We start from the raw sequence: 24011 nt of genomic DNA on the forward strand, positions 1-24011 counted from the left end.
CACATCACCAATTCCAAAAGCGATCGCACATCAATTCCCAGCATAGAGTAGACTGTACAACTGTCTACCTTGATACTAAATCGCCAACTATGACTAGAACGTTGTACTATGCACAGCGATCGCCCTATGCGCGGAAGGTGCGGATCTTGCTAGCTGAGAAGAATTTGCCTTGCGAACTCAAAGAAACCGACTTTGCTAACAAATCCCCGGACTTCCTCGACATTTCTCCTATTGGCAAAGTCCCCGTGCTAGTTGATGAAGATGGCACTACGATTTGGGATTCTACACTGATTATTGAGTATCTGGACGAAACTTATCCGCAACCTAGTTTTTATCCTAGCGATCGCAAACAACGGCTTGAGTGTCGGAAATGGGAAGATTTAGCAGATACTTTGGCTGATAATATTGTCGCTTTGTGGTTGCAAAATCGCAAAGGTGATAAAGCTGATGCTAGCGATAAAGCTAAATATCAAGCAGCAATCGATCGCCTTTTACCAATTCTGGATAAACAACTATCCGCCTCTCCCTATCTGTTGGGAGAAAACTGGACAGCGGCAGATGTTGCAGCAGTGTCTACCCTCGGTTATTACAGTCTGCGCTTTGGTAGCGATTGGCAACAAAAATACCTCAGACTAGGACAATTGTTTAATAACCTCCACGAACGCGAATCAGTTAAATCAAGTATTCCTCAAGGTTGATATTTCTTCTCGTTCAAAGGGGCGATCGCGCTTTATATGGAGAGTGCGATCGCTAATTTCGTTGGTATTCATATCTACTTGTGATATGTTTTTTAACTTATAGCAATCGCTAAACATTTGAAGGTGCGTTGGGAACTTTTTAAACTACAGTTCGTCGCACAATCAACCCTTTAATTAGCCCAAATGGGCGATGATGATTGGGATACAATCTTTGTAAAGTGTCAATAGCAACTTGGAAAAGGTTCTAATTATGCGTCGATTACTCGGTACTCTATCTTTATTAGCACTTCTGCAAGCGTTTCCAGCAGTAGTTTACGCTCAAAATCAACCCGCTACACAACAACCAAATGACCCGATATCGCAGGTTGTTGCTGCTAAATTGATGACGCCTTATCCTGATGGAAAATTTCGGCCAGAACAGGTCATCAGTCGTGCGGACTTAGCCTCTATTTTGGTGAAAACTTTTCAGCTTGATAAACGAGTAGCTGCCCAACAAAGAATTTTAGTTCAAGTTCCAGATGTACCTACAACTCACTGGGCTTATAACGATATTCAGACAGTCCTCAAAACTGGAATTATGAAGGGCTATCGCGGCAATCTCTTCTTTCCGAATCAGAAAATAAATCGCGCCGAAGCTTTTTCTATCATTGCTCAAGCTTATGGTGTATTTCAGTTCCCCGATCAAACAGTGCAACAAATTCTTGCTAGATATCCCGATTCAGCACAACTGCCTGGTTGGGCTAAAAAATCTATGGCAACTGCACTCTATGAGGGATTTGTAAACACCGATCAAAACGGCAATCTTGCCCCAAACAATCCCATGACAAGAGGGGATATGGCTTACGCTTTGAGCCAATATTTGGCACGACAACAGACACCAGCGACGAATTTAGATCAAGATTACACTCCCCCAGTTAGTGTGCAAGCGCAATAACTTCTTAAAAACCCGTTTTGTTAGAGAAAACGGGTTTTTCTGCTTATAACCGCGATCGCTTGTTACACTCAATAAGTTCATGCGATCGCCAGCTTATGTCCGCAAACAACAACGATATGCAACGTGACTTCCAAAGTCGCGACGAACTAATTGCCTACCTGCGCGAACAGTTCCCAGAAGCCGCAGAACGCGAGCCACATATCAGCGATACACTGGGGGGACGCAAAGCTGCTGAAGCCGCGCTCAACAAGGTAGATCCACCCAACTACGCCAAAACCCGCAATTTCCTCACTGGCGCAGTCACGCGGCTATCACCCTATCTGCGCTACGGCGTACTGAGTTTGGCAGAAGTGCGCGACGCCGTGCTAGACAAGGTGGAGAACCGAGACGACGCTGAAAAGCTGATCAACGAACTCGGCTGGCGCGACTACTGGCAGCGGCTTTATGAAAAGCTAGGCGACGATATTTGGAAAGACCAAGAGCCATACAAGACGGGCTACACACTTAAAGATTATGCCCCAGAGCTACTTGAAGATGTTGATAAAGGTACTACTGGGATGGTGTGTATCGACAGCTTTAGCCGCGATATGCGCGAGACGGGCTACCTGCATAATCACGGGCGTATGTGGATGGCAGCTTACCTCGTCCACTGGCGGCGGATTCGTTGGCAAGCGGGAGCAAAATGGTTTCTGGAGCATTTGCTAGATGGCGATCCTGCCAGCAACAATTTATCATGGCAGTGGGTTGCCAGCACGTTTAGCCACAAGCCGTATTTCTTCAACCGCGAGAATTTAGAACGCTACACAAATGGCGTTTATTGTAGCAAATGTCCCCTTTACGGTCATTGTGATTTTGAGGGCAGTTATGAGGAAATTGAGAAGCGATTATTTCCCAAAGCTGAGTCAATAAATCGCGATCGCGGTAGCCAAAGTTTCCAACGTCCAAAAAAGCGGCGGTAGTTTTAAAGCGTGTTTGTAAAGTACCCGGCGATTAGAAATCGCGGCTATAAAAACAAAGTCCGCCTACGCGGACTCAAGAAATTAAAACCCGCGCAGGCGGGTTTCGTCTGTGTAGCCGCGAATTCCATTCGCCAGGTTAATTAATAAGAGCCACTAGGTTAAATTGATGAAAAAGCCAATTATTTGGGTGCATGGAGATTGTTTGAGTCCCGATAATCCTGCATTAAAATCGCACCCCGATGCGCCTTCAATATGGGTTTGGGATGAAGCGCTGTTGCAAGAATGGCAGATTAGTCTTAAGCGCATAACTTTTATCTATGAGTGTTTGTTAGAATTGCCAGTAACAATCCGGCGCGGTAATGTTGCGGCTGAAGTTGTAGCATTTGCTAAAGAGCATAATGCTGATGGTGTTGTGACGGCAGAAAGTCCGACTCCGAGGTTTGATGATATATGCGATGAGATAGAGCGATCGCTTCCTATAGAAGTGTTAGAAATTGAGCAATTTGTGAAGTATGACGGTTATATTGATTTGAAGCGGTTTTCACGCTACTGGCGCGTTGCAGAACGATATGTATTTGATTAAGACTGGGAGACTAATGTGAATAATAGAAGTATTGGAAGTTGCGTAGCGATCGCTCTTGTTTTCTCCTCAAACACTGCGGCTTATTCCTCGGAGCAACCATCGAAAACCCAGACAGCAATTCCGCCAATGCAGCAGCAAGTTGGAGAGGTAGTATCGCATTTAGTAGGAATGATGAGTACCTACGCACAAGCGCGAGCTAACCCTAAAGCGCCTGATGTTACAATGAGAACTTGCAAGATCGCGGTAGAGAATACTGAGGCGTTGAAAAATAATTCCCAAGCAGTTTTTCTCTATCAAGAACAAGCCATGTCTAACAATCTTGCTAAACCCTATCGGCAAAGATTTTTGCGGATTGCTCCCACAGCCGATAACCAAAGTATAGAATCCCAATCATTTAAACCTCCAACTCCAGAAGCTTGGATTGGGTTGTGCAGCCAGCCAGAAGCTAAGCGTGTTGTCAAATTAAATAACATTGGATCGGCAAAATGCAGCGTATTCTTAAAGCGCGAAGGTGAAAATTACATTGGCGAGACTCCAGCCGAGGGTTGTCCGAGTGACTACAAAGGCGCTGTTAAAGTAACAAATAAAATTGTCTTGCATAAAACAGGCATGGACACTTTAGATCGTGCTTTTGATGCTGCTGGAAATCAAGTTTGGGGTTCAAAAGGCGAGCCTTATCAGTTTCGCTGGATTAACTTTGACTTCAGTTGGTGAAATAATTTTATTTCACTAATTGTCGTAAGGCCTTAACAACTTCCGCGAAATTATCTAATGAAATTGGCTGGCGATGTTCTACGCATATCACTTATGGCAGTTGTGGAAGACATTCCAGCCATGTTTCTACTGGCATTGAAATAGGTGGAGGTGCTGACAGCAATCCTTTAAGTTGTAGTTCTTCAATCGGGCGATTCCAACTACGAAAGAACGAGTCTAATTCAATACCAGAATCAAGTAGATGCCCTGTATCGAGCATAATAGAAAAAACACTAGGATCGTCTAGGATTTCAACCATACGAGCAATATCATCTGGATGAGTAAGTGCGCCTGCTCTTTTGGGACTCAAAGGCTCTATCATAATGCGAACGCCTAATGCTTTTGCGGCGATCGCTAGGGAGGCGAAAAACTCCAAACAACGCTCAAACGGACTATCTACTAAATCGTAACCAAATCCGCATACAGTGACGATGCGAGGTACGTTTAAAATGGCTGCAATTTCAAGAGTTTCTTTAACGTGACGAAAAGCTTCTTCTCGGCGATCGCGATCGCGGTGTATCGGGTGAAACTCATGCATTGCGTAAGCTTGCAATGCACTAATCCTACAGTGTCGATATAATTCAACTTCAAAGTTACCCTTGTTAGCTACTTCTAAAGCAAGGTTTTCCCTATTAGCTAACTCAAGCCTCTCTGACAAAGATGTGCCTGGAATTGAACTTTCGTTATATGCAAGTATAGGATATATAGTCACGGAGAAAGTAAAAACTATGGATAAACAACAAGGAAGCTTACCAGAGTGGACGCATATCAGCTATGAAAAAATACCCGAAAACGACAATAGCTGGAATCTCACCCCCTCAGATTATCGCGCTTTCAAGAAAACTGACTGGGTGGTGACAGAAAAAATTCATGGAGCAAATTTTTGTATAACAACAGATGGCTCAGACGTTCGTTTTTCTAAAAGAAAAGAGTTCTTGCAGCCAGACGAAGACTTTTTTGGATATCACTCCATTCAACCTAAATTAGCTAATCAAGTCAAAGAAATATTTACCCTTATCCAGGCTGAACGTCCTCGCACGTTCAAAGTTTCTGTATATGGTGAATTGTTTGGTGGAGAATATCCTCATCCTGATGTAGCTGCTGTTCCTAACGTCCAGGCTATCCAAACAGGCGTTTATTATTCACCTACAATCGAATTCTGTGCTTTTGATATTGCTTTTGAAGAAAATGGCAATCCTATCAAACGAGATTATATAGATTATGACAAAGCGCTAAAGCTATTTCAGCAAGTAGGTATGCTGCGTGCAGAACCATTATTTATCGGTAAATATGAACAAGCGATCGCGCAACCTATAGACTTTGATTCTACTATCCCCGCTTTGTTAGGATTACCGCAATTGCCATCTAGCAATAAAGCTGAAGGCGTTGTCATTAAACCTGTTAAATCCATCTACCTAGATACTCCAAAGGGAAGGATCAGACCGATTCTAAAGAGAAAAATAGCAGAGTTTGCCGAAGATAACCGATTTCATCAAGCTACAAAATGGGATAACCAAAAAGCTTATAGTAATGAAGACTGGTTAACTCAAGCAATGCTGGCGCTTGTCACAGAAAATAGGTTGCTCAATGTCATCTCGAAAATAGGCCGAGTTTCTGCTAAAGACCAAAAAATGAGACAGTACCTTACAGAGTTATTGGTGAATGATGTATTAGAAACATTCAATGAAGCTTATCAAAGCATTTTCAGCGCCTTACCAAGTGCAAGTCAACAAACTATGCTCCAACAACTAAAACAGGAGTCGCAAAATTTAGTTGACAATTACTTTAAGAAATAAATAGCCCGCGTATATGCTTAGCCCAGGATTCTACCATTACCCACATATCCCTCAAACGATGACAAATATGACTTTTATGTGGAGGGGGTTTGGGGGACGCACCCGTCCCCCAACGGGGGTTTGGGGGAGACCCCCAAATCCTGGTTTTTCTGGGTAAATGTAGGTAAAAACAAGGCTTCTAAAGTGCGGGGCAAAATCACAACGCGATCGCTACCCTGGAATTAGAGTTCCCTAATTCTTGCCATGAAACCCCTGCAATTCTTACTGTTGCTTCTCCTAATTACCACAACAGCAGCGTGTGACTCAACTCGCGCCTCAAGCGAAAATCAACCCGCCGACGCAGCAACTCAACCCAAACAACAGACTAAAAATGTAATAAAAACTCAGCCACTCACACCCCAACCCATCCGCATCAGCCTTAACAACCTACCCAAACCCTACGCCAGCGATAGCGCCTCCAAATCTCCTGACGTAGTATCCATTCCGCAAAACCCCACACTGCGAGTCCCCGCTGGCTTCACTGTCACCGTCTTTGCTGAAAATCTCAACAAACCCCGCTGGCTGGCTCTCACACCAGCGGGAGACGTGCTAGTTACCGAAACGCCCCAAAACCGCATCACGTTGCTCCGAGACACTAACGGCGATGGCGTCGCTGATGTCCGCAAAGCTTTCGCAACTTCCCAAAACGGGGTAAATATCCCCTTTGGCATGGCTTTTGCAGACGGCGCCTTCTTCGTTGCCAACACTGGCGAAGTCCTGCGTTTTCCCTACACCAAAGGCCAACAGCAAATAACTGGAAGTGGCAAAAAAATCGCTACCCTAACCCCCGGCGGCTACAACCAGCACTGGACGCGCAACGTCGTAGCCTCACCAGATGGGAAAAAGCTCTACGTCTCCATTGGCTCGCGCTCCAACGTCGATGAAGAACCGCTACCACGCGCCTCAGTCCAGGTAATGAATCCAGACGGTTCCAATCAGCAGACCTTTGCATACGGCTTGCGTAACCCAGTTGGACTCGACTTTCACCCCACAACGGGAGAACTGTACGCAACAGTCAACGAACGGGATGGAATCGGCGACGATTTAGTGCCAGATTATTTTACTCGCATCAAGCAGGGAGAATTTTACGGCTGGCCTTATGCATACTTGGCACCAAATCTCATCGAACCGCGTCAAACGAGCAATGGAAAGAGCAAACGTCCCGACTTGGTAGCGAAGACAAAGACGCCTGATGTCCTCTTCCAAGCGCACTCAGCGGCTCTGGGATTGCAGTTCTACGACGGCAAGACATTTCCAGAAAAATATCGCAACGGTGCATTTGCAGCCTTTCGCGGCTCTTGGAACCGCAACCAAGGTACGGGTTACAAAGTAGTTTTTGTTCCCTTCACTAACGGGCGTCCCCAAGGGTATTATGAAGACTTCCTCACTGGTTTTTTGCTCAACCCAGCGGGTCCAACGACTTGGGGGCGTCCGGTGGGTTTACTCGTCCTTCCTGACGGGAGTTTGCTGGTGACAGAAGAAGCCAATAACCGAATTTACCGCATTCAATATCGTGGTTAAAAAATTCGTGGATATTAGAAGGTTAAGGAAAATTAGAACCGAGGCTCTGCCTCGATATTCTCGTTCCCAGGCTCCAGCCTGGGAACGAGTAGCCTGGAGGCTCTGCCTTCCTAGCGCCGAGAGTATCTTTCTTTGCCTCGTTCCGTGTGTGGCGATCGCAATGGGTTTTACTTCTTCAGCAACAGCGGCGAATCCCAAAGACGTTGAAAAGTTGCTGACAACAAAAGCCTGTCCCAAGTGCGACTTGAAGGATGCTCAACTGGCTGGTTCTCAACTTGAGGGTGCAAACCTCGAAGGTGCAAACCTTGAAGGTGCCGACCTCACCAGTGCTAACCTCACCCGCGCCAACCTTACAAGTGCCAACCTGACTGGCGTCAAGTTACTTGTTGCCAACTTGGAAAAAGCCACCTTGAAAGAGGCAAAATTGTTTGCAATACAGCGCCGTATTGACAACAAAAAGACTGAAAGCGTGCCCGCAGATTTGCGGGATGCCAACCTCAAAGGTGCCGATTTATTTGGCGCTAACTTAAATAGCGCTTTAATTAGCGGTGCCAATTTGAGAGAGGCGCAACTGCGTTATGCTCAGCTCACTTATGCAGATTTGGCAAAGGCTAAACTGACTAATGCTAACCTTAGTGGTGCTAATCTAACAGGGGCAATCCTGATAGAAGCTGAACTTAAGATAGCGAACTTGAACGGCGCAAACCTTAGTTCGGCAAGGCTCAATAGTGCCACGTTGGATAATGCCAAGCTAGTTAGTGCCAACTTGACCAGTGCAGATTTGAGTAAGGCTTATGTAGGCGCTGCTGATTTGAATGGTGCGATTCTAATCGGGGCAAAGCTTGTGGGGACAACACTGGCAGATACTAACCTGCAAAGTGCTGACTTAAGCGGTGCTGACCTGACTGACGCTATTTTAAAAGGGGCAGGTTTCAATCGTGCCAATCTCAGCGGTGCAAACCTGACGAGGGCTGACCTAACGAATGCCAAACTGTCGCTTGTCAACCTGAAGGGCGCTGACCTAACGGGTGCTAATCTGAATTTTGCTTACCTGCACACGGCCAATTTAGAGACGGCCAACCTCAGCGGTGTGGATTTGCGCGAGGCTCAGATGCGGGAAGCTAATTTAACGGGTACTACCTTGATAGGTGCTAACCTTTCAGGTGCTAATCTTATTAGTGCCAAATTGACTGGTGCTAACTTGACTTACACTAACTTCAGCACGGCTGACTTGAGGCTGGCTAATTTTGGTGGGGCTAACCTGAGTTATGCCAATTTGAATCAGGCAAATTTGGGTGAGGCAAATTTTGCTGATGCCAAACTTACTGGTGCCAACTTGAAGGAGGCCAAGCTGACTGGTGCAATTGGTCTGAATAGATAATCTATTCGCATCCCTACAAATCTTCTGGCAAGGGGGCTGATAAAAATTATTCCGAGTTCAAAGAACCCGGTTTATCAGCAAAACCTCTTTTTTGAACTGAGTACCCACGCCAAGAGCCTGGTTTTTGTAAGTTGGGTTGCGTAATTCGTGAGAGTGATAGACCTGCCAAATGTGATACTATCCCTCTGACCTTGTTGTTATCAGCCGTCTTCATCTGCCCACCACTGGATTTTCTTCAATGCAACTGCGAAATTCCCTGCGCCGGACAAAGATTGTAGCTACGATTGGCCCCGCTACCAGTAGCCCAGAAGTTCTCCGTGAATTGATTGAAGCGGGTGCGACAACTCTGCGCCTCAATTTTTCTCACGGAACCCATGATGACCATCAGCGTAGTATTCGCCTAATTCGGCAAACAGCTTTTGAACTGAATCAGCCAGTGGGCATTTTGCAAGATTTGCAAGGCCCAAAAATTCGGCTGGGAAAGTTTGAGAATGGTTCTATAGTGGTGAATAAGGGCGATCGCTTCACTTTAACCAGCCACCAAGTCCCCGGCTGTCAAGAAATTAGTTCTGTCACTTACGATCCTCTGGCTGATGAAGTCCCTCCTGGAGCCACTATTCTCCTCGACGATGGCAAAGTGGAAATGATTGTCGAGGAAGTTGACCGAGTTTCAAGAGAATTGCGCTGTCGCGTTGTTGTGGGCGGGCCACTTTCTAATAACAAAGGCGTTAATTTCCCCGGCGTCTACCTCTCCATCAAGGCGCTAACTGACAAAGACCGCAAAGACTTGATGTTTGGTCTTGACCAAGGCGTTGACTGGGTGGCTCTTAGTTTCGTTCGCAACCCCCAGGATATGCTGGAAATTAAAGAGCTAATTGCTAATGCTGGCAAGCAAGTCCCGGTAATTGCCAAGATTGAAAAGCACGAAGCCATCGAACAAATGGAGGCAATCCTCAGCCTGTGCGATGGTGTCATGGTGGCGCGTGGTGACTTGGGTGTTGAATTGCCAGCAGAGGATGTTCCCATCCTACAAAAGCGGCTTATCGCTACGGCTAACCGTCTGGGCATTCCAATCATCACGGCAACTCAGATGTTGGACAGCATGGTGAGCAATCCCCGACCAACTAGAGCCGAAATTTCTGATGTTGCCAATGCCATTCTCGATGGTACGGATGCGGTGATGCTCTCTAATGAAACAGCGGTGGGCAAATACCCAGTCGAAGCTGTGGCGACGATGGCGCGAATCGCTGTGCGGATTGAGAAAGAAAAAGCGATGCGTCAGATGGAAGACACCAAACGGTCTATCCCTAATGCGATTAGTCAGGCGGTTGGGCAAATTGCCGAGCAGCTACAGGCAGCGGCAATTATGTCTTTAACGAAAAGTGGTGCAACTGCCCGTAACGTGTCCAAGTTTCGCCCAAAAACGCCTATTTTGGCAGTAACACCTCATGTGGACGTGGCACGGCAGCTACAGATGGTGTGGGGAGTGAAGCCGTTGTTGGTGTTGGATTTGCCCTCAACTGGTCAAACTTCCCAGGCGGCAATTAATGTGGCGCTGGAGAATCAGTTGCTGTGCGAAGGGGATTTGGTGGTATTGACTGCTGGTACTCTCCAAGGCGTTTCTGGCTCAACTGACCTGATTAAGGTCGAGGTGGTGACAGCGATTCTGGGTAAGGGGATTGGCATTGGTCAGGGTTCGGTAAGCGGTCTAGCGCGGGTTGCTCGCAACGCCAGAGATGTAGGGAACTTCAATCATGGAGAGATTCTGGTAGCTTCCTCTACCAGCGCCGAGTTTGTGGAGGTAATTCGCAAGGCTGCTGGAATTATTACCGAAGAAGAGAGTTTGACGAGTCACGCGGCGGTGATTGGTTTGCGTCTGGGTGTCCCTGTGATTGTCGGGGTGAAGGATGCAACTAAGGTAATTCGGGATGGGGCAATTTTGACGTTAGATACTCAGCGGGGTTTGATTTTCTCGGGTGCGCTGGGAGGTTAAAGTTTTGAGTTTTGGAGAGGCGCGATGAATCGCGTCTGAGTTTTGAGTTCAGGACTTAAGCCTCTATCCCCCAACCCCCCTTAAAAAGGGGGGCTTTTATAAAAGGTAAGATTTCAGTTAGTAGGCAATGCCCGCCTTACAGTTGGCAATCCAAAATCTAAAATTTAGTAAGAGCGCTATCTCTAATTTTTGGGCAAGATAGATAGAGACTATTTGCGCTGTACCATTATGAGCAACTTCCCAGATTTCTCCCCTCATGGCTATGAAGTTGAAAGCGAACTAGGTAACAATCGCTCTGGGGGTCGCGTGACCTACCTAGCAACATCTGCCAGGGATAAACAAAAAGTTGTAATTAAGCAGTTTCAGTTTGCTCAGTCGGGGGCTAGCTGGTCTGAGTATGATGCTTATGAGCGAGAAATTCAAGTGCTGCGATCGCTCCATCACCCCAGTATTCCTCAATACCTCGATTCCTTCCAAACGAATGCTGGTTTCTGCATGGTGCAGGAATACAAACCCGCACCCTCATTGAGAGAAACAACTCGCTTAACTCCTAATGAAGTTAAACAATTAGCAATATCAATTTTAGATATTTTAGTCTATCTGCAAAGTCAGATTACGCCAGTTATCCACCGCGATATTAAACCAGAAAATATCCTCGTGGCGCGTCAACAGCCAATGCAAGTTTACCTAGTCGATTTCGGCTTTGCCCGCATGGGAGGCGGCGAGGTTGCTGTTAGTAGCGTCGTCAAAGGTACGTTAGGGTTTATGCCTCCAGAGCAGATGTTTAACCGCCAGCTAACGCAAGCCTCTGACCTTTATAGTTTAGGCGCAACGCTGATATGTTTGCTAACTGGTACGCCATCAGCAGAAATAGGTAACTTAGTCGATAGTAATTGTCGTATTAACTTCAAGTCGCTAGTATCCCAACTGAATCCGCGCTTTATTGAGTGGCTGCAAAAAATGGTTGCACCAAACCTAAAAGACCGTTATTCTAATGCAGCAGAAGCCTTGAAAGCACTCAATCAGATTGATATTTATGCGACGATACCTAAACGCTGGATTCCAGTTAGTGCCGCACTTGCTACCACCATTGGTTTAGTGGGATTGGGTGCTGGTTTAATGCTTAGAGATGAGGTAGGAAATATAAGCGAACCAGCTAGTAATACAGCCCAATCAACATTAGAACCAGGTTATAAGGTCAGATTTACAACCGAGTTAAATAACAAATACAAACCGACTAAAAATCTCCCAGAAATCTCAATGGCTCAAAAGCGCGTCTATTTTTATGTGGGCTTCGATTTGTTGCCCGATAAAGAATATGACGCCTCGTGTCAAATAATCGATGGGGTAGGAGATATTGTCTATGCAGGTCACTCGACTCTTGTAGCAGAAGGAAATAGTTTGGAAACTTGGTGTTCTCATGATTTTAAGACACAAGTTGATAAGCCTGGTCAGTGGATATTTGAATATTATTTGGATGGGCAAAAAGTGGTAAACAGTAATCTTACGGTCTCACCATAATTATTAACACTGCACCTTTATATGGCGTTGATGTTCAAGAATTAAATAATCTATCTCAATTTACGGGAACCTTTTAGACAGTTAGACTGAACTTGACCAAATTTATCTTGGGTAAAAATTGGCATTGCTGGCGGTATGCGGGAGGGGGATTCGGTTTCGCAAATCACTGCAACTGGATTTTTTTCACCCTTTAATTTAGTTACAAATACCGCGCTAGTATAGCTTTTCATGGCAGGATTAATAGCTTGAGCGGTAATCATCACGCTTTTGTTTAAGGTTAAGGGTTCTGAAAAAACTTTTCCATTTCTACTCTGGAATGGCCCCGTAATAGGTGGCGGCGAAATCCGGTAGCGATAAGTTTCTGTATCTGTTTTAATGGCTAAACCCAACTTTTCAATAGAATCAGCAAAAGTATCTTGCTCTAAAAAGTAGGCTTGTTGGGCACGAGTAATTGAGGCAATATCAGTTAACGCTTGCGGTTGCAGTGCCCTTCTGGGGGAAAATTTTGTTTGAGCGATCGCAACTATACCCAAAGTCAAAAAAACGATAACGATCCAACTTATAAAACCTAAACCCCCCAATTTATTAAATTTATAATTAACTTTGTGTGGGTGTGTCATAAGTGCAACTATTTACTCGTGAAGTTTCCGGCTAGATGTAGCTTACCCATTTTGTCTTTACAATCTTTCAAGTTCAAAACAGAAATCCCGTCGAGACGCGGTGAATCAACCTCTCTAAAAGATGAACTAGGATAAAGGAGCAACGGATGCGATCGCGCGGGCTATACTGCGATCGCGAGGGTAGGCGAAGCGGGCATAGCCTCCTATGCTTCACAATTTGTAAAACAAAGATGCCTCCCAAAAGCTAATGTTCCAGTTTGCTGAACGATCCACCACGTTGCTAGTTGTCTAGAATAGTTGCACCTGCTTTCCTCCTCACACACATGAGCAATTTCCCAGACTTGTCCAGCCAAGGCTATCAGGTAGTCCGAAAATTAGGACACAACAGCGCTGGGGGTCGTGTCACCTATCTGGCTGTCACCCTGAAAACGCGGCAACCCGTAGTTATTAAGCAGTTTCAGTTTGCCAACATTGGTGCTTCGTGGTCAGACTACGACGGCTATCAGCGCGAAATTCAAGTGCTGCGCGGGCTAGATCATCCGGGTATTCCCCGCTACCTTGCCTCTTTCCAAACCAAAGATGGCTTCTGTATGGTGCAGGAATATAAACACGCGCCATCCCTAGCCGTTCCACGCAGTTTTGATGCGGATCAAATTAAAAAGATTGCTGTTTCTTTATTAGAAATACTGGTTTACCTGCAAAATCGTATACCTCCAGTAATCCACCGCGATATTAAACCCGAAAACATCTTAGTTGACGACAACATAAATGTTTATCTAGTGGATTTTGGTCTGGCGAAAATTGGTGAAGGCGAAGTTGCTATGAGCAGCGTTGCTAAAGGTACTCTAGGATTCATGCCCCCAGAGCAACTATTCAACCAGCACCTCAGTGAAGCCTCAGATTTATACGGTCTTGGTACTACTCTAATCTGCTTGCTCACCAACACCAAATCAACTGCAATCAGCCAGTTAATTGATGAAGATTATCGAGTTAATTTCAAACATTTAGTCCCCAAACTCAGCTTGCGGTGGATTGAATGGCTAGAAAAGATAGTAGAACTCAAACCAAAAGACCGCTATCCTAACGCCGCTGCTGCGCTAGAAGCGCTCAAACCCATCTATGTGATGCGCGTTCCAGAAGTTAACCTAAGCCAACCTATATTAGAAGTAGAGGCCAAAAGGCTAGGGGAAAGGTTAACTCAAACCATCACAATTACTAACTCAATTCCTGATACAGTGCTTTCAGGTCAGTGGGAAGTAACGCCGCATCAAAGCGACCCGCCCCATAATCCTGATGAGCATAGCTGGATTGCATTTTCTCCAGCAAAGTTTGAAAGCAATCAATCTGATTGCAAGATCGTGATTAATACGAGCCGTCTGATGGCAGGTAAAACTTACGAACGCGAAGTTCTATTACGAAGCAACTCTCTGCAAGAAAGCCAACCTCTAACTATTAAAGTTAAGACTGCTCGCGTACCCGTAGAAACAAGAAAATTGCCATATATTTCCCTAGCTTTACTCTTGTTAGTTGCGGCGATCGCTGCTTGGTTTGAAACTACAGCTTGGTCTAATATTGTTTCTAATCTTGGCGCAATTGGCCTAGTTATGGGCGTGTTTGTAACTCTGTTTATAGCTGGATTTGGGGTGTTGGCGGCTCTGATGGCTGGTGCAATGTCGCAGTGGGTAGCAAAAATATTGCCCAAGTATGGCATTAACTTAAAGGGGATAAATATTGCCACTATGTTATTGGTGGCTGCTATTGTCGCTACCTTTGTTGCTTGGTTTGGTACTCAGTTTAGGGCAATGGATGCAGCGATCGCTTCTGGGTTTGCAGTTGTTGATGTTGTCTTGTTTATAGCTGCGTTTGAAGCTGAAGGTGTGGCTGAAAGTTGTTCCCAACGAGGCTTTAGTACCAGCCTTGCTGTTGGCATCTCGCTCCTAACAACTGCTTTAGGCATTAGTTTAGGCATCTGGTTCAAGTTGGGATTGCTCAATCCACTCCTAATATCAACAGTTTTAGCCACTGGCGTGCCCTTAGCGGCAATGATTTTTTATCCACCTTTAGAGCGCAAAAGGCTCATTGCTAATTATCGTAAGCTTGAACAGCATCTAATTAAGCCATAGGTTTGGAAGTTGTTTCCAGCTTTTTTACTGCAAAACCCGCCATAAGATTGTGTAGGGTGGGCACTGCCCGCCCTACTTGCTTAAAATAGAGGGCATCTGCCAAACACCCTTTAAGCATGAGCAACTTCCCAGATTTTGCCAATCATGGCTATCAGGTCGTTAGAGAACTGGGTCGCAACCTCGTCGGCGGTCGCATTACCTACCTTGCAAAGAGTATTTCCCCAACCCCCTCCGATCGAGGGGGAGTATCGGTAGTTATTAAACAATTTCACTTTGGCTGGACTAACTCTGATTGGTCTGGTTTCAAAGCTTATGAGCGCGAAATACAAGTACTGCGATCGCTCAATCATTCCGGTATTCCCCGCTATCTCGACTCTTTTGAAACGTCTGCTGGCTTTTGCATGGTGCAAGAATACAAAAATGCCCAGTCCTTAGCCGTTCCGCGCAGTTTTGACCCGGATGATATTAAGCAAATTGCCACCTCTATCCTAGAAATATTAATCTACTTGCAAAAGCGGATTCCCCCTGTAATTCACCGCGATATCAAACCAGAAAACATCCTCGTAGACGACGATCTCAATGTTTATTTAGTAGATTTTGGTTTTGCCAGAATTGGCGGCGGGGATGTTGCTATGAGCAGCGTCGCGCTGGGTACGCTGGGCTTTATGCCGCCAGAACAACTTTACAATCGGCAACTGAGCGAGGCAACAGATTTATACGGTCTTGGCGCAACCCTTATTTGCCTGTTAAGCGGAACAAAATCAACCCAGATTGACAGCTTAATTGATGAAGATGGTCGGATTGATTTTAAACCCCTTGTTCCTAAACTCAGTCTGCGCTTCATTGACTGGATCGAAAGAATGGTGCAGCCGAAGCAAAAAGACCGATTTGAGAATGCAACTGCGGCAAAAGAAGCGCTTGGCCCGATTTATCCCATACGATTGCCGGAAGTTAACCTGAGCGAATCTTTGTTGGAATTTCAGGCAACAACATTGAGTGGAGAAAGACTAACTCAGACTATTACGGTAAGTAACGCGATCGCCGAAACAATCTTATCAGGACGCTGGGAAGTCGCCCCCCACGAAAGCGATCCGCCCCACACGCCAGAAACACACGCTTGGATTTCTTTTAAGCCTGCCCAATTTGCCAGCAATCAGGCTGAATGTCAAATTACAGTTGATACAAGCAAATTAATTCCAGATAAAACTTACGAACGCCAAATTTTACTGCACAGTAATGGGGCGCGAGCAACAACTCCCTTAAAGATTCGGGTGCAGACAAATCCACTACAGATAAATTATCTGTCCCTCTATTGGTCTTTCGCTATACTTTGCGGCACTTCTTTTGGTGTTGCTTGGCTCGTAGCAATCAATTGGGCTGGGGCTAGCACGGTCTTCGCTACCTCGTCGGCTGGTTCGTGGGTGGCGGCGCTTATATGCTGCGCCTGTTTTTCGCCTTTGTTTTCTGAGGTGGATGAGCGGCTCAAGAGTGCAACTCGCAGAACCAAAAGTCTGTGGATTGTGGGTTTGTGCGGGCTGGCGGCTTCGTTCGGACCTGTGGGTTTGGGGCTGATTTTGGCTTTGTTTGGAGCTGGGGTGGCGACTTCAGCTAAAGTTGGGGCTATGGCTGAGGCTAGAGCTAGGGGAATGTTGAATGACTCTCAATCGGAGTCCAGCCAGCCTTTCGATATGGTGGCGACAGGTTTTTGGGGTTTGGTTGGGGCTGGCTTTGGCTCTATTGGGGCGGCTATGTTGTGGGCGATGTTAGAGCCGCAATTTGGATACGTGCGCTTGCTGCTGGCGGTTGTTTTTGCTGCTGTTGCTGTGGGTGGAGGGACGAAGGCGATCGCGTATCAGATGCAAGCCGTAGGTTTCGCGCTCTCAAGCGGTCGCGCAATCCGCGCACTGATTATCGCCTTGGGGCTTAGTTTGGGGGCGGGGTTGCAGATAGGTTTATCGCACCCATTACTTTTAGCCGCTGTTGCGGGAACGAGTTTACCTTTGGCTGCGATGATGATCTATCAACCCATGCAGCGATCGCGCCTCCTTGCTAACTCTCGCCAGCACAAGCAAAATCTGATTAAGCCCTAATTGGCGATGGGACATTCGCCGCTAGGGTCAAAAATAAAAAGGCAAAAGAAAGAATTGTCTCTTTTCTTTTGCCTTTTTATTTTTTAATTTTCCTTGCTTTTAAGCAGACGTTACAAACCGTTTTCGCAAAGATTCCGAGCGACGTTTGGCCGTTATATTAGTCGGCTCGTGCTTCAAAGCTTCGTCATAAGCTTCCAACGCCTGAGCTGTCAACTTCTTCTTCTCGTAAGTGTGGCCCAAGTTGTTGATTGCCGTAATATAATTTGGCTGTAGCTTAATTGCTTCTTTGTAGTTGCGAATCGCTAAATCATACTGTTCTTGAGCAAAGTAGCCATAGCCCAAGCCGTTATATATCAGAGGCAGATATTGCAACTCTCCTTCTTCAGCTTTTAGAGCTTTTTGAAACAGGGATACAGCCTGAGAGAACAGTTTTTTATCTAAATAAATACTGCCCAACTCGTAATATTCTTGGGCAGTACCCTTCTCTACGTTCAGCTTATTTTGTAAGCGTGCCAGGTTATTTTCCACTTTACGCGATCTGAAAATCTGGCGAAAAATCAACCAACTGGCACCGCCTAGTATAGACAGCAACAGGGATAGATAAAGAATTGGCAGATAAGTTTCCATGCGCTTCAAATACGGCTGTTAAAATTTTGGTTCTGTACTGATTATCTCGTGCCGTACTAGAGGATTTTAAAACCCCTGTACGCCTTGCTGAATTTTTGTTAGGGTAATCCCCAATATTTAGCCCGTTCCTGTAACCAACCCTCAGCTTTCCAACGAGCGAGCGCGGCATTCACGCGATCCCACAATTTGTTGTTTTGCAACCCCTTAGTCATCACCACACACAAAGCTTCACCTGACAGCCACACTGGAACCATCCGATATTGAGGATATTCCTGCACCCAACCAGCCAGAACGCTGTTATCCGCAGCAAAGCCAATAGCACCGCCACTTTCTACCAGCGATCGCCCTTCTTCGTAAGAATTTACCCCTACTAGCCTGACTCTTGGTAAGACATATCGCACGGTTGCAATTGTACTGGAACCATTTAGAATTGCAACTTTCTTCCCAGACAGATCTTTATCTTTTTGTACCGATCTATCTTTTGTTACTATGCTTGTGCCGTCTAGGTAGTATGGGGCGGTGAAGTCAACCAAGCGCGATCGCGAAGCAGTTGCCGTCATCCTGGCGATCGCCATATCTACTTTACGCTCTAATACAACTTTAAGGCGATCGCGATTGGCGACGGGCTGAAATCTCACAGCATCCGCACGCCCTAATAATTCTTCGGCTAGATGTCGAGCTAGGTCAATTTCCAGTCCTTGCAGGTTTCCCGACTCATCGCGGAATGCCAAGGGACGCACATTATCTTTAACCGCAACCATCAAGTAGCCCCGCTCTTGAATTTCGTTCAATTCGGCGGCACTACTTGACGAGTTTAAAGGCAAAATCATTCCCAGGCCGACCCAGGAGACGAGAGAGAAAACAAAAATTGAAGTATAAACTATGAATGATGAAACTTTTGCCATTGTTAAATTCCGATAGCTTAGGAAGCACAATCAGCGTAACTTTCATACTTCATACTTCATTTTTCATTTTTATCTTTTAACCGCACCTGCTAATTCTGCTACTTTGTGGAAGGCAGTAGGATCTAAAACTGCCAGTTGAGCTAGCATTTTGCGGTTAATCTCGATATTGGCTTTTTTCAGATTTCCCATCAACTGACTGTAGCTCATGCCGTGCTGGCGTGCAGCTGCATTGATGCGGGCAATCCAGAGGCGACGGAAATCACGCTTGCGCTTTTTGCGATCGCGATAGGCGTTACGCAGCGCCTTCATCACCTGTTGATTGGCTGTCCGGAACAGTTTTGAGTGACTGCCGCGAAATCCTTTGGCTAGTTTTAGAATTTTTTTGCGGCGTTTACGTGCAACGTTACCGCGTTTTACCCGTGTCATATGATTTTAGATTGTGGATTGTGGATTTTGGATTTTGCTCCTGCGGAGAAACCCCGCAAGGATGATTGGCTCAACATTTATGAACTATGAGTTATGAATTAGGAATTAAAAACTTTATTTAATTCCTAATTCATAACTCCGGAGGCCAGTCGTCTCCGGCTCCGCAAAATTTTACAAATACGGCAGCATTCCGCGTACATTGTCTTCATCGCATTCGTTTACCACTGCCATAGTAGACAGACGGCGCTTGCGATCGGTACCCTTGTGCTGTAGCAGGTGATTTTTGAAAGCTTTCCGGCGTACAATCTTGCCGCTCCCAGTAGCTCGAAAGCGTTTTGCCGCTGATCTGCGGGTTTTTATTTTAGGCATGGATTGGGTTAAATTCGACACAATCTATAAATATATCACTATATACCAGCTATGGTACAAGTCATCAATATCAAATCTCAGGCAAAATCATAACATGGTTGCACGTTGAAATGTTGTCAGGGTTATGGGTCTCAAAAACATGAGTATTGAGAAAATGGTTGAACAGGCATTGCAGGATGGATATCTAACGCCAGATATGAAAGCGGAGATTACACGCATCTGCAATAAGTCTACCGATTTGTCGGTTGAGGAGTACATGGCCTTGGATCGACTAATGGCGGAATTGCCTAGTTGTGTAGACAGCACGACGTTAATACCGCACAAACAGTTTAGCAACGTGATGGAAGAGCTGGTACTCAAGGAGGCGATCGCCCAGTGGGCCATAGTTGCAGAGACTACTGACACTGTTCTAGATGTGGGAGATATTGCTGCCTATGCCCTAAATCGCCTTCCCGGACTCTATGCAACTACCTCAGACGGTGCCGGGTTTCATCGCAGCCTTGCCAAGGACGAACTAGACCAGTTGATTGTCCAGAAAGTTCAAGAAGCGATCGCTCGTTGCCTAGAACAACCAGAAATTTACCCTAAACGCAAACCCTTGAAGATTAAACTTACTGAAAATTAACGACAATGGGGGCTGGAGACTGAGTTTTGAGTTTAATTTCTCACTCTCCTACCCTCCCCTGCCCCTCTGCCAGTTTCATTTTCACTTGGGTGTTTTGGATAAAGAAACTACCGACTTAGGAAACTGGCTCTTTAATGCTGGCAAGACAGGACAAGGCTTCTTCTCCTGCAAGTTCTCTGCTGTCGTTCCATTAAAAGTATTCCAGCGGAAAGGCCCCCTTTGGGCAGCCGCCATCCACAACAAGCGCTTTGCTCGCGTCATTGCCACATATAGTAGGCGAAATTCCTCCGCTGTCTTCAACTGTCCTGCTTGTTCCCAAGCATCTGCCGACTGAGGTAAAGGAGATTGACCGTGCAAACCAGCCCGAATTTGTGCCCTGGCTACTTCCGCTAAGGTAAAATCTCCTAGAAATTGCGCGGCGGTAGGAACCCAAGGACTGCCGGGAATTGTATCTTCGTGCAAAAACGGCATAAAGACATAATCCCAGTCCAAGCCCTTGGCTTTGTGCATGGTAATGATGGTGAGTTGACCGGAACGGGTGTAGCGTTCCTCGCTATCGTCGGTTTCTACGGCTTCAAATCTTTCAGAACTGACTATTTCGCTGAGGACTTCTAGAGTGGCACTCATGGAAGTGTTTCCCGAAGTCTGTTGCGCCACTCGTTCTGCAAGTTTCTCAGCTGTTGCTAGCTCAGATTGATCGTAGTTTAAGGTCAAAGCCAGGAAGGGAATTAGCTGGTAGTGAGGCAACTCCAAACGTGCCTTGAGCAATTCGCAACAGTAGCGACGCGCCTCAAGCACTGATTCTGACTGGGGTGGTTCTAAAGGGCCAGGATAGAGGAATTGTTCGGGGAAGGTAGAGAGGGCGTTGAGGTCTTGAGTGGCAATCAGGTGGCGTTTTACCAAGACTTCTAGGGCGGCTTTGAGGTAATCGGGAGAGTGGGGGCGATCGAGAAATTGTAGCAGGCGGAGGATTTCAGCCGGGACGTGGGAATGGCGATCGCTCTCTCCCACTTCATAAACTTCTATGCCGTGCTGACGCCGCAAAAATTGGAGTTTTTCGGCCACAAACCGAGCTTGTCTATTCTCGCGCACCAATACAGCGGCTTTACCTTCTTTATTCTCGGTTAATAATTCAATTACCCGCTCTCCTATCAAATCTACGGTTTGATGAATATCGCTGGGGGTGTAGATTTCCAGCCCTCTACCCGTTTGTGTCGGGTTGGCGTCAGCTTGAGGATCGTCAGCGTCAACAGTGCGAATTTTCTGGGGGCGAAATGGCAGTGGAGATTGTGCTGTAGAGCGTGGGGAAGATAGTCTGTTACCCGTTCCCTGTTCTCTATTACCGCCATAAGTGCGATTTACCCAATCTAAGACAAAGTTAGCCGATTCGATGATAATCGGCGTACTCCGACCAGCTCTATCCATTGTTGCGAGTCGTCCTTGGTCATAGCAATCTTTGCAGAATCTGCGGAAATAAATCGGATCGGCTGGGGTGAAAGTGGAGTTGATAGCTTGGTTGGGATCGCCTACTCGCACTAGATGTAGAGACGTTGCATGGGATGTCTCTAGAGGAGTAGGGGCTTTTGGGTCGGTAGCAAGAATTTCCAACAGCTTGTTTTGGAGGGGGGTGGAGTCTTGGGCTTCATCTTCAAAGACGGCAAAGACTTGGTTTTGCCACATTTGACGGGCGCTGTCGTTTTTGAGGACTCGCAGCGCGGCGAGAATCATTTCGTCGTAGTCGATCAAGTCGCGCGATCGCAGTAATGCTTGATATTGCTCGTACAATCCGGCGGCGATCGCCAATATGTCATAATCATCTGGCGTTTCTTCTGCTAGTCGCCATAAGTCGTGTGGCAATAGTCCAGAGCTTTTCGCTTCCCTAACGGCGGTAGTCGCAAGGCTGGGCAAAACTTCAGTACGCAAAACTGACTGACGCCGCAACCGCTCTGTTTCTTCCCCGTCAAATTCACGCCCCTCTAGCAACACTGAATAGCGCCGGGGGTTGTTGGCAATCCACCGTTCTACGCAGTCGCGAATTAACCGATTGCTTTGGTTAGGGGTGACTAACGTAGCGGTTTCCAGATTTAAACCCGATAGCTCTGAATGTCGCGTGGCAATGTTCAGAGCCAATCCGTGTAATGTATATACAACGAAGCCTGTTTGCGGTAGAGAAAGTTCGCGCAGGCATTTGCGGATTTTAGCTTTGATATTGGCGGCGGCGGAGCGAGTGAAGGTAACGACGACAAGATAGCGACGGGCATGGAGTTGGAAGCGAGCGATCGCAATAGCAGCAGCGATCGCCATTCCAGTAGATTTACCAGCGCCAGGAACGGCGGAAACAGCGAGGGAACCACCTTGCCAGTCTGCCATGCTTTGTTGTCCCGGACGCAAGCCATTCCGGAGCCGCAGCAGCGCTTGTTCCCGCAAAGCTGCTGCGGGGTTTAGAGGAGTTGAATTCAATGTCTCCACCGCGCCGACTTGTGGAGTCAAATTGCTATCTGTATCGTTTGACATCTTTTGCGAGAGGGGACGACAAATTTATGGCCTATTGTGCAGTGTAATCGCCCGATAGCAAATACAGCAGCAATTCTGGGCGGCGGCGCGGACATTTACGGAAAATGCTCGCCTAAACTTGGATAACTCTATAAAAGAATGGGCGATCGCCTGTAAACAAATTGATAACCCAAAGATCGCCAGAGTGAGTATATTTCGGGGAAAGTAAACCATTCATCTGTTTTTTAAGCAACGCCCGATTAATTTACAAACTAAACCAGGTAAATATGGAACTGCTGCACAAGTCGGGAGATATCATTGCTGAACGATATCGCATCGCAGACATTTTAGGTGAAGGTGGAATCGGGACGACATACCTTGCCCAAGATGTAAAAAGCGGCTCAACAGTAGCGCTCAAAGCTCTATCGTTGCGGGGTATGGCTGACTGGAAGATGATGGAGTTGTTTGAACGGGAAGCTCGCGTTTTATCAAAACTAGAGCATCCTGGCATTCCGAAATATTTAGATTATTTGCAAGTAGATACACAAAGCGATCGCGGTTTCTATATTGCCCAACAATTAGCTCCAGGTAAGTCTCTGTTTGCCCTAGTACAAAGTGGCTGGCGGGGGACAGAAACAGAAATTAGAAGCATAGCGATTCAAATATTAGAAATTTTAGTTTATTTGCATTCGCTTGAACCGCCAGTCATCCACAGAGATATCAAGCCGCAAAATATTATTAGAGAAGAAAACGGGCAAGTATTTCTAGTAGATTTTGGAGCAGTTCAAGACACATATCACAGTACATTTGCCAAAAGCAGTACAGTGGTGGGAACGTTTGGTTATATGGCGCCCGAACAGTTCCGAGGACAAGCGGTTCCGACAACAGATTTATATAGTTTAGGGGCGACAGTGTTGTTTCTGCTGACGCATCGTTCGCCAGCAGATTTACCCCAAGAAAGATTAAAGATAGAGTTTCGCGATCGCGTCCAGATTTGTGAAGAATTTGCCGACTGGTTAGAGAAGATGCTAGAGCCAGATGTGGAAGATAGATTCGCGTCAGCAAAAGAAGCTTTAGAAGCGCTGCGCGGTAAGCGCAGAGTGGGAATAAAAGCGCGATCGCCTCTACCTTGGAAAGCTTTAATAGGGGTGGGAGTTGCCGCTGTTGCTTCTGTTATTGTCCTAAATTCCTACAAGTGGGCTATACTCGGCACTCTCGGATTTCAACCCGAAGGGCTGTGTACAGATGTAGTTACTCTTAAAAATTATCTACAGCAGGGTGGAAACCCCAATGGCAGGGATAATGATACCAATCTATCTCTGCTAAATTGTTCGGGCTACAAAGACGCAGCCATTTTGCTGATTGCTAAGGGCGCAGATGTCAATGCTAAGGACAATGGTGGCAATACCCCGCTGCACATCGCAAAAAATAAGGACGTGGCCCAATACTTCTCGGTTAAGCTCTAAGCAGTGTTGAGAATGGAGAAGTTAAGATGTTCACATTGAGTTCCAGTTCCCCTATGAAATGGCTTTTTAGACGGGAACTTTGAGCGAGA

21 protein-coding genes are annotated in these 24011 nt (G+C 46.3%); 14 read left to right on the forward strand and 7 right to left on the reverse strand.

The genetic code is table 11. The annotated features are described in order from the left end of the window. The first annotated feature begins 89 nt into the window (after window positions 1-89). From H6F77_RS03905 to H6F77_RS03925, 5 genes are all read left to right on the forward strand, one after another. Window positions 90-698, forward strand: a complete 609-nt coding sequence (locus H6F77_RS03905; RefSeq protein ID WP_190485552.1) for a glutathione S-transferase family protein — start codon at window positions 90-92, stop codon at window positions 696-698. 250 nt (window positions 699-948) lie between these two features. Beyond that, the gene (locus H6F77_RS03910; RefSeq protein WP_190485554.1) at window positions 949-1632 is read left to right on the forward strand and encodes an S-layer homology domain-containing protein; all 684 of its coding nucleotides are present in this window, start codon (window positions 949-951) and stop codon (window positions 1630-1632) included. A gap of 17 nt (window positions 1633-1649) precedes the next feature. After that, complete coding sequence (locus tag H6F77_RS03915; RefSeq protein ID WP_242021878.1) at window positions 1650-2591, forward strand: FAD-binding domain-containing protein; 942 nt, start codon at window positions 1650-1652, stop codon at window positions 2589-2591. Window positions 2592-2757: 166 nt separating this feature from the next. Further along, entirely contained in the window at window positions 2758-3174 is a 417-nt protein-coding gene (locus H6F77_RS03920) for a hypothetical protein (RefSeq protein WP_190485556.1), read from the forward strand. 15 nt (window positions 3175-3189) lie between these two features. Next, entirely contained in the window at window positions 3190-3888 is a 699-nt protein-coding gene (locus H6F77_RS03925) for a chromophore lyase CpcT/CpeT (protein ID WP_199321166.1), read from the forward strand. A 91-nt stretch (window positions 3889-3979) separates the two neighbouring features. Here H6F77_RS03925 and H6F77_RS03930 read toward each other — a convergent pair whose 3' ends face one another. Further along, window positions 3980-4585, reverse strand: a complete 606-nt coding sequence (locus tag H6F77_RS03930) for a sugar phosphate isomerase/epimerase family protein (protein ID WP_199321167.1) — start codon at window positions 4583-4585, stop codon at window positions 3980-3982. Between the two features lie 70 nt (window positions 4586-4655). Here H6F77_RS03930 and H6F77_RS03935 point away from each other — a divergent pair, with 70 nt between their 5' ends. From H6F77_RS03935 to H6F77_RS03955, 5 genes are all read left to right on the forward strand, one after another. Continuing rightward, window positions 4656-5723, forward strand: coding sequence for an RNA ligase family protein (locus tag H6F77_RS03935; RefSeq protein ID WP_190485558.1), 1068 nt, complete (start codon window positions 4656-4658; stop codon window positions 5721-5723). 243 nt (window positions 5724-5966) lie between these two features. Continuing rightward, a complete protein-coding gene (locus H6F77_RS03940) occupies window positions 5967-7283 on the forward strand; it encodes a PQQ-dependent sugar dehydrogenase (protein WP_190485560.1) in 1317 nt (438 codons plus the stop codon). Then, window positions 7276-8664 (forward strand): pentapeptide repeat-containing protein, encoded by a 1389-nt coding sequence (locus H6F77_RS03945; RefSeq protein WP_190485562.1) that lies wholly within the window; start codon window positions 7276-7278, stop codon window positions 8662-8664. The genes H6F77_RS03940 and H6F77_RS03945 overlap by 8 nt, the downstream gene beginning before the upstream one ends. Before the next feature lie 238 nt (window positions 8665-8902). Then, window positions 8903-10657 carry a pyruvate kinase gene (gene pyk / locus H6F77_RS03950; RefSeq protein WP_190485564.1) on the forward strand — a complete coding sequence of 585 codons (1755 nt, stop codon included), beginning with the start codon at window positions 8903-8905 and terminating at the stop codon, window positions 10655-10657. 228 nt (window positions 10658-10885) lie between these two features. Further along, entirely contained in the window at window positions 10886-12178 is a 1293-nt protein-coding gene (locus H6F77_RS03955; protein ID WP_190485565.1) for a serine/threonine protein kinase, read from the forward strand. 50 nt (window positions 12179-12228) lie between these two features. On the opposite strand, the gene H6F77_RS03960 is transcribed toward H6F77_RS03955, so the two are convergent. Next, on the reverse strand, window positions 12229-12798 hold the full coding sequence (locus H6F77_RS03960) for a type IV pilin-like G/H family protein (protein ID WP_190485568.1): 570 nt from the start codon (window positions 12796-12798) through the stop codon (window positions 12229-12231). A 323-nt stretch (window positions 12799-13121) separates the two neighbouring features. Between H6F77_RS03960 and H6F77_RS03965 the strand changes: the two genes are divergently transcribed. Together H6F77_RS03965 and H6F77_RS03970 are read left to right on the forward strand one after the other, a co-directional pair. Then, on the forward strand, window positions 13122-14921 hold the full coding sequence (locus H6F77_RS03965; protein ID WP_190485570.1) for a protein kinase domain-containing protein: 1800 nt from the start codon (window positions 13122-13124) through the stop codon (window positions 14919-14921). 116 nt (window positions 14922-15037) lie between these two features. Beyond that, a complete protein-coding gene (locus H6F77_RS03970; protein WP_190485572.1) occupies window positions 15038-17011 on the forward strand; it encodes a serine/threonine protein kinase in 1974 nt (657 codons plus the stop codon). 99 nt (window positions 17012-17110) lie between these two features. Here the strand turns inward: H6F77_RS03970 and H6F77_RS03975 are convergent, their stop codons facing one another. From H6F77_RS03975 to rpmI, 4 genes are all read right to left on the reverse strand, one after another. Next, complete coding sequence (locus tag H6F77_RS03975; protein ID WP_190485574.1) at window positions 17111-17638, reverse strand: tetratricopeptide repeat protein; 528 nt, start codon at window positions 17636-17638, stop codon at window positions 17111-17113. 98 nt (window positions 17639-17736) lie between these two features. Beyond that, window positions 17737-18543: a transporter substrate-binding domain-containing protein gene (locus H6F77_RS03980; protein ID WP_190485576.1), complete on the reverse strand. Its 807-nt coding sequence runs from the start codon at window positions 18541-18543 to the stop codon at window positions 17737-17739. 69 nt (window positions 18544-18612) lie between these two features. Continuing rightward, window positions 18613-18969: a 50S ribosomal protein L20 gene (gene rplT / locus H6F77_RS03985; protein ID WP_190485578.1), complete on the reverse strand. Its 357-nt coding sequence runs from the start codon at window positions 18967-18969 to the stop codon at window positions 18613-18615. Between the two features lie 171 nt (window positions 18970-19140). Continuing rightward, window positions 19141-19338, reverse strand: coding sequence for a 50S ribosomal protein L35 (gene rpmI, locus H6F77_RS03990; protein WP_190485579.1), 198 nt, complete (start codon window positions 19336-19338; stop codon window positions 19141-19143). Between the two features lie 139 nt (window positions 19339-19477). Here rpmI and H6F77_RS03995 point away from each other — a divergent pair, with 139 nt between their 5' ends. After that, on the forward strand, window positions 19478-19963 hold the full coding sequence (locus tag H6F77_RS03995) for a late competence development ComFB family protein (protein ID WP_190485581.1): 486 nt from the start codon (window positions 19478-19480) through the stop codon (window positions 19961-19963). Between the two features lie 81 nt (window positions 19964-20044). On the opposite strand, the gene H6F77_RS04000 is transcribed toward H6F77_RS03995, so the two are convergent. Beyond that, complete coding sequence (locus H6F77_RS04000; RefSeq protein WP_190485583.1) at window positions 20045-22477, reverse strand: ATP-dependent helicase; 2433 nt, start codon at window positions 22475-22477, stop codon at window positions 20045-20047. A gap of 266 nt (window positions 22478-22743) precedes the next feature. On the opposite strand from H6F77_RS04000, the gene H6F77_RS04005 reads away from it, so the two are divergent. Further along, the gene (locus tag H6F77_RS04005) at window positions 22744-23922 is read left to right on the forward strand and encodes a serine/threonine-protein kinase (RefSeq protein WP_190485585.1); all 1179 of its coding nucleotides are present in this window, start codon (window positions 22744-22746) and stop codon (window positions 23920-23922) included. Window positions 23923-24011: the final 89 nt, after the last annotated feature.

Source organism: Microcoleus sp. FACHB-831, from assembly GCF_014695585.1.
Lineage (GTDB): Bacteria > Cyanobacteriota > Cyanobacteriia > Cyanobacteriales > FACHB-T130 > FACHB-831.

Excerpts from the sequence above, each read along its gene's own strand:
- H6F77_RS03920 (WP_190485556.1), top strand. The coding sequence starts at position 2,758 with ATGAAAAAGCCAATTATTTGGGTGCATGGAGATTGTTTGAGTCCCGAT.
- rplT (WP_190485578.1), bottom strand. The coding sequence starts at position 18,969 with ATGACACGGGTAAAACGCGGTAACGTTGCACGTAAACGCCGCAAAAAA.
- H6F77_RS03905 (WP_190485552.1), top strand. The coding sequence starts at position 90 with ATGACTAGAACGTTGTACTATGCACAGCGATCGCCCTATGCGCGGAAG.
- H6F77_RS04005 (WP_190485585.1), top strand. The coding sequence starts at position 22,744 with ATGGAACTGCTGCACAAGTCGGGAGATATCATTGCTGAACGATATCGC.
- pyk (WP_190485564.1), top strand. The coding sequence starts at position 8,903 with ATGCAACTGCGAAATTCCCTGCGCCGGACAAAGATTGTAGCTACGATT.
- H6F77_RS03995 (WP_190485581.1), top strand. The coding sequence starts at position 19,478 with ATGAGTATTGAGAAAATGGTTGAACAGGCATTGCAGGATGGATATCTA.
- H6F77_RS03980 (WP_190485576.1), bottom strand. The coding sequence starts at position 18,543 with ATGGCAAAAGTTTCATCATTCATAGTTTATACTTCAATTTTTGTTTTC.
- rpmI (WP_190485579.1), bottom strand. The coding sequence starts at position 19,338 with ATGCCTAAAATAAAAACCCGCAGATCAGCGGCAAAACGCTTTCGAGCT.
- H6F77_RS03975 (WP_190485574.1), bottom strand. The coding sequence starts at position 17,638 with ATGGAAACTTATCTGCCAATTCTTTATCTATCCCTGTTGCTGTCTATA.
- H6F77_RS04000 (WP_190485583.1), bottom strand. The coding sequence starts at position 22,477 with ATGTCAAACGATACAGATAGCAATTTGACTCCACAAGTCGGCGCGGTG.
- H6F77_RS03965 (WP_190485570.1), top strand. The coding sequence starts at position 13,122 with ATGAGCAATTTCCCAGACTTGTCCAGCCAAGGCTATCAGGTAGTCCGA.
- H6F77_RS03940 (WP_190485560.1), top strand. The coding sequence starts at position 5,967 with ATGAAACCCCTGCAATTCTTACTGTTGCTTCTCCTAATTACCACAACA.
- H6F77_RS03970 (WP_190485572.1), top strand. The coding sequence starts at position 15,038 with ATGAGCAACTTCCCAGATTTTGCCAATCATGGCTATCAGGTCGTTAGA.
- H6F77_RS03910 (WP_190485554.1), top strand. The coding sequence starts at position 949 with ATGCGTCGATTACTCGGTACTCTATCTTTATTAGCACTTCTGCAAGCG.
- H6F77_RS03955 (WP_190485565.1), top strand. The coding sequence starts at position 10,886 with ATGAGCAACTTCCCAGATTTCTCCCCTCATGGCTATGAAGTTGAAAGC.
- H6F77_RS03960 (WP_190485568.1), bottom strand. The coding sequence starts at position 12,798 with ATGACACACCCACACAAAGTTAATTATAAATTTAATAAATTGGGGGGT.
- H6F77_RS03935 (WP_190485558.1), top strand. The coding sequence starts at position 4,656 with ATGGATAAACAACAAGGAAGCTTACCAGAGTGGACGCATATCAGCTAT.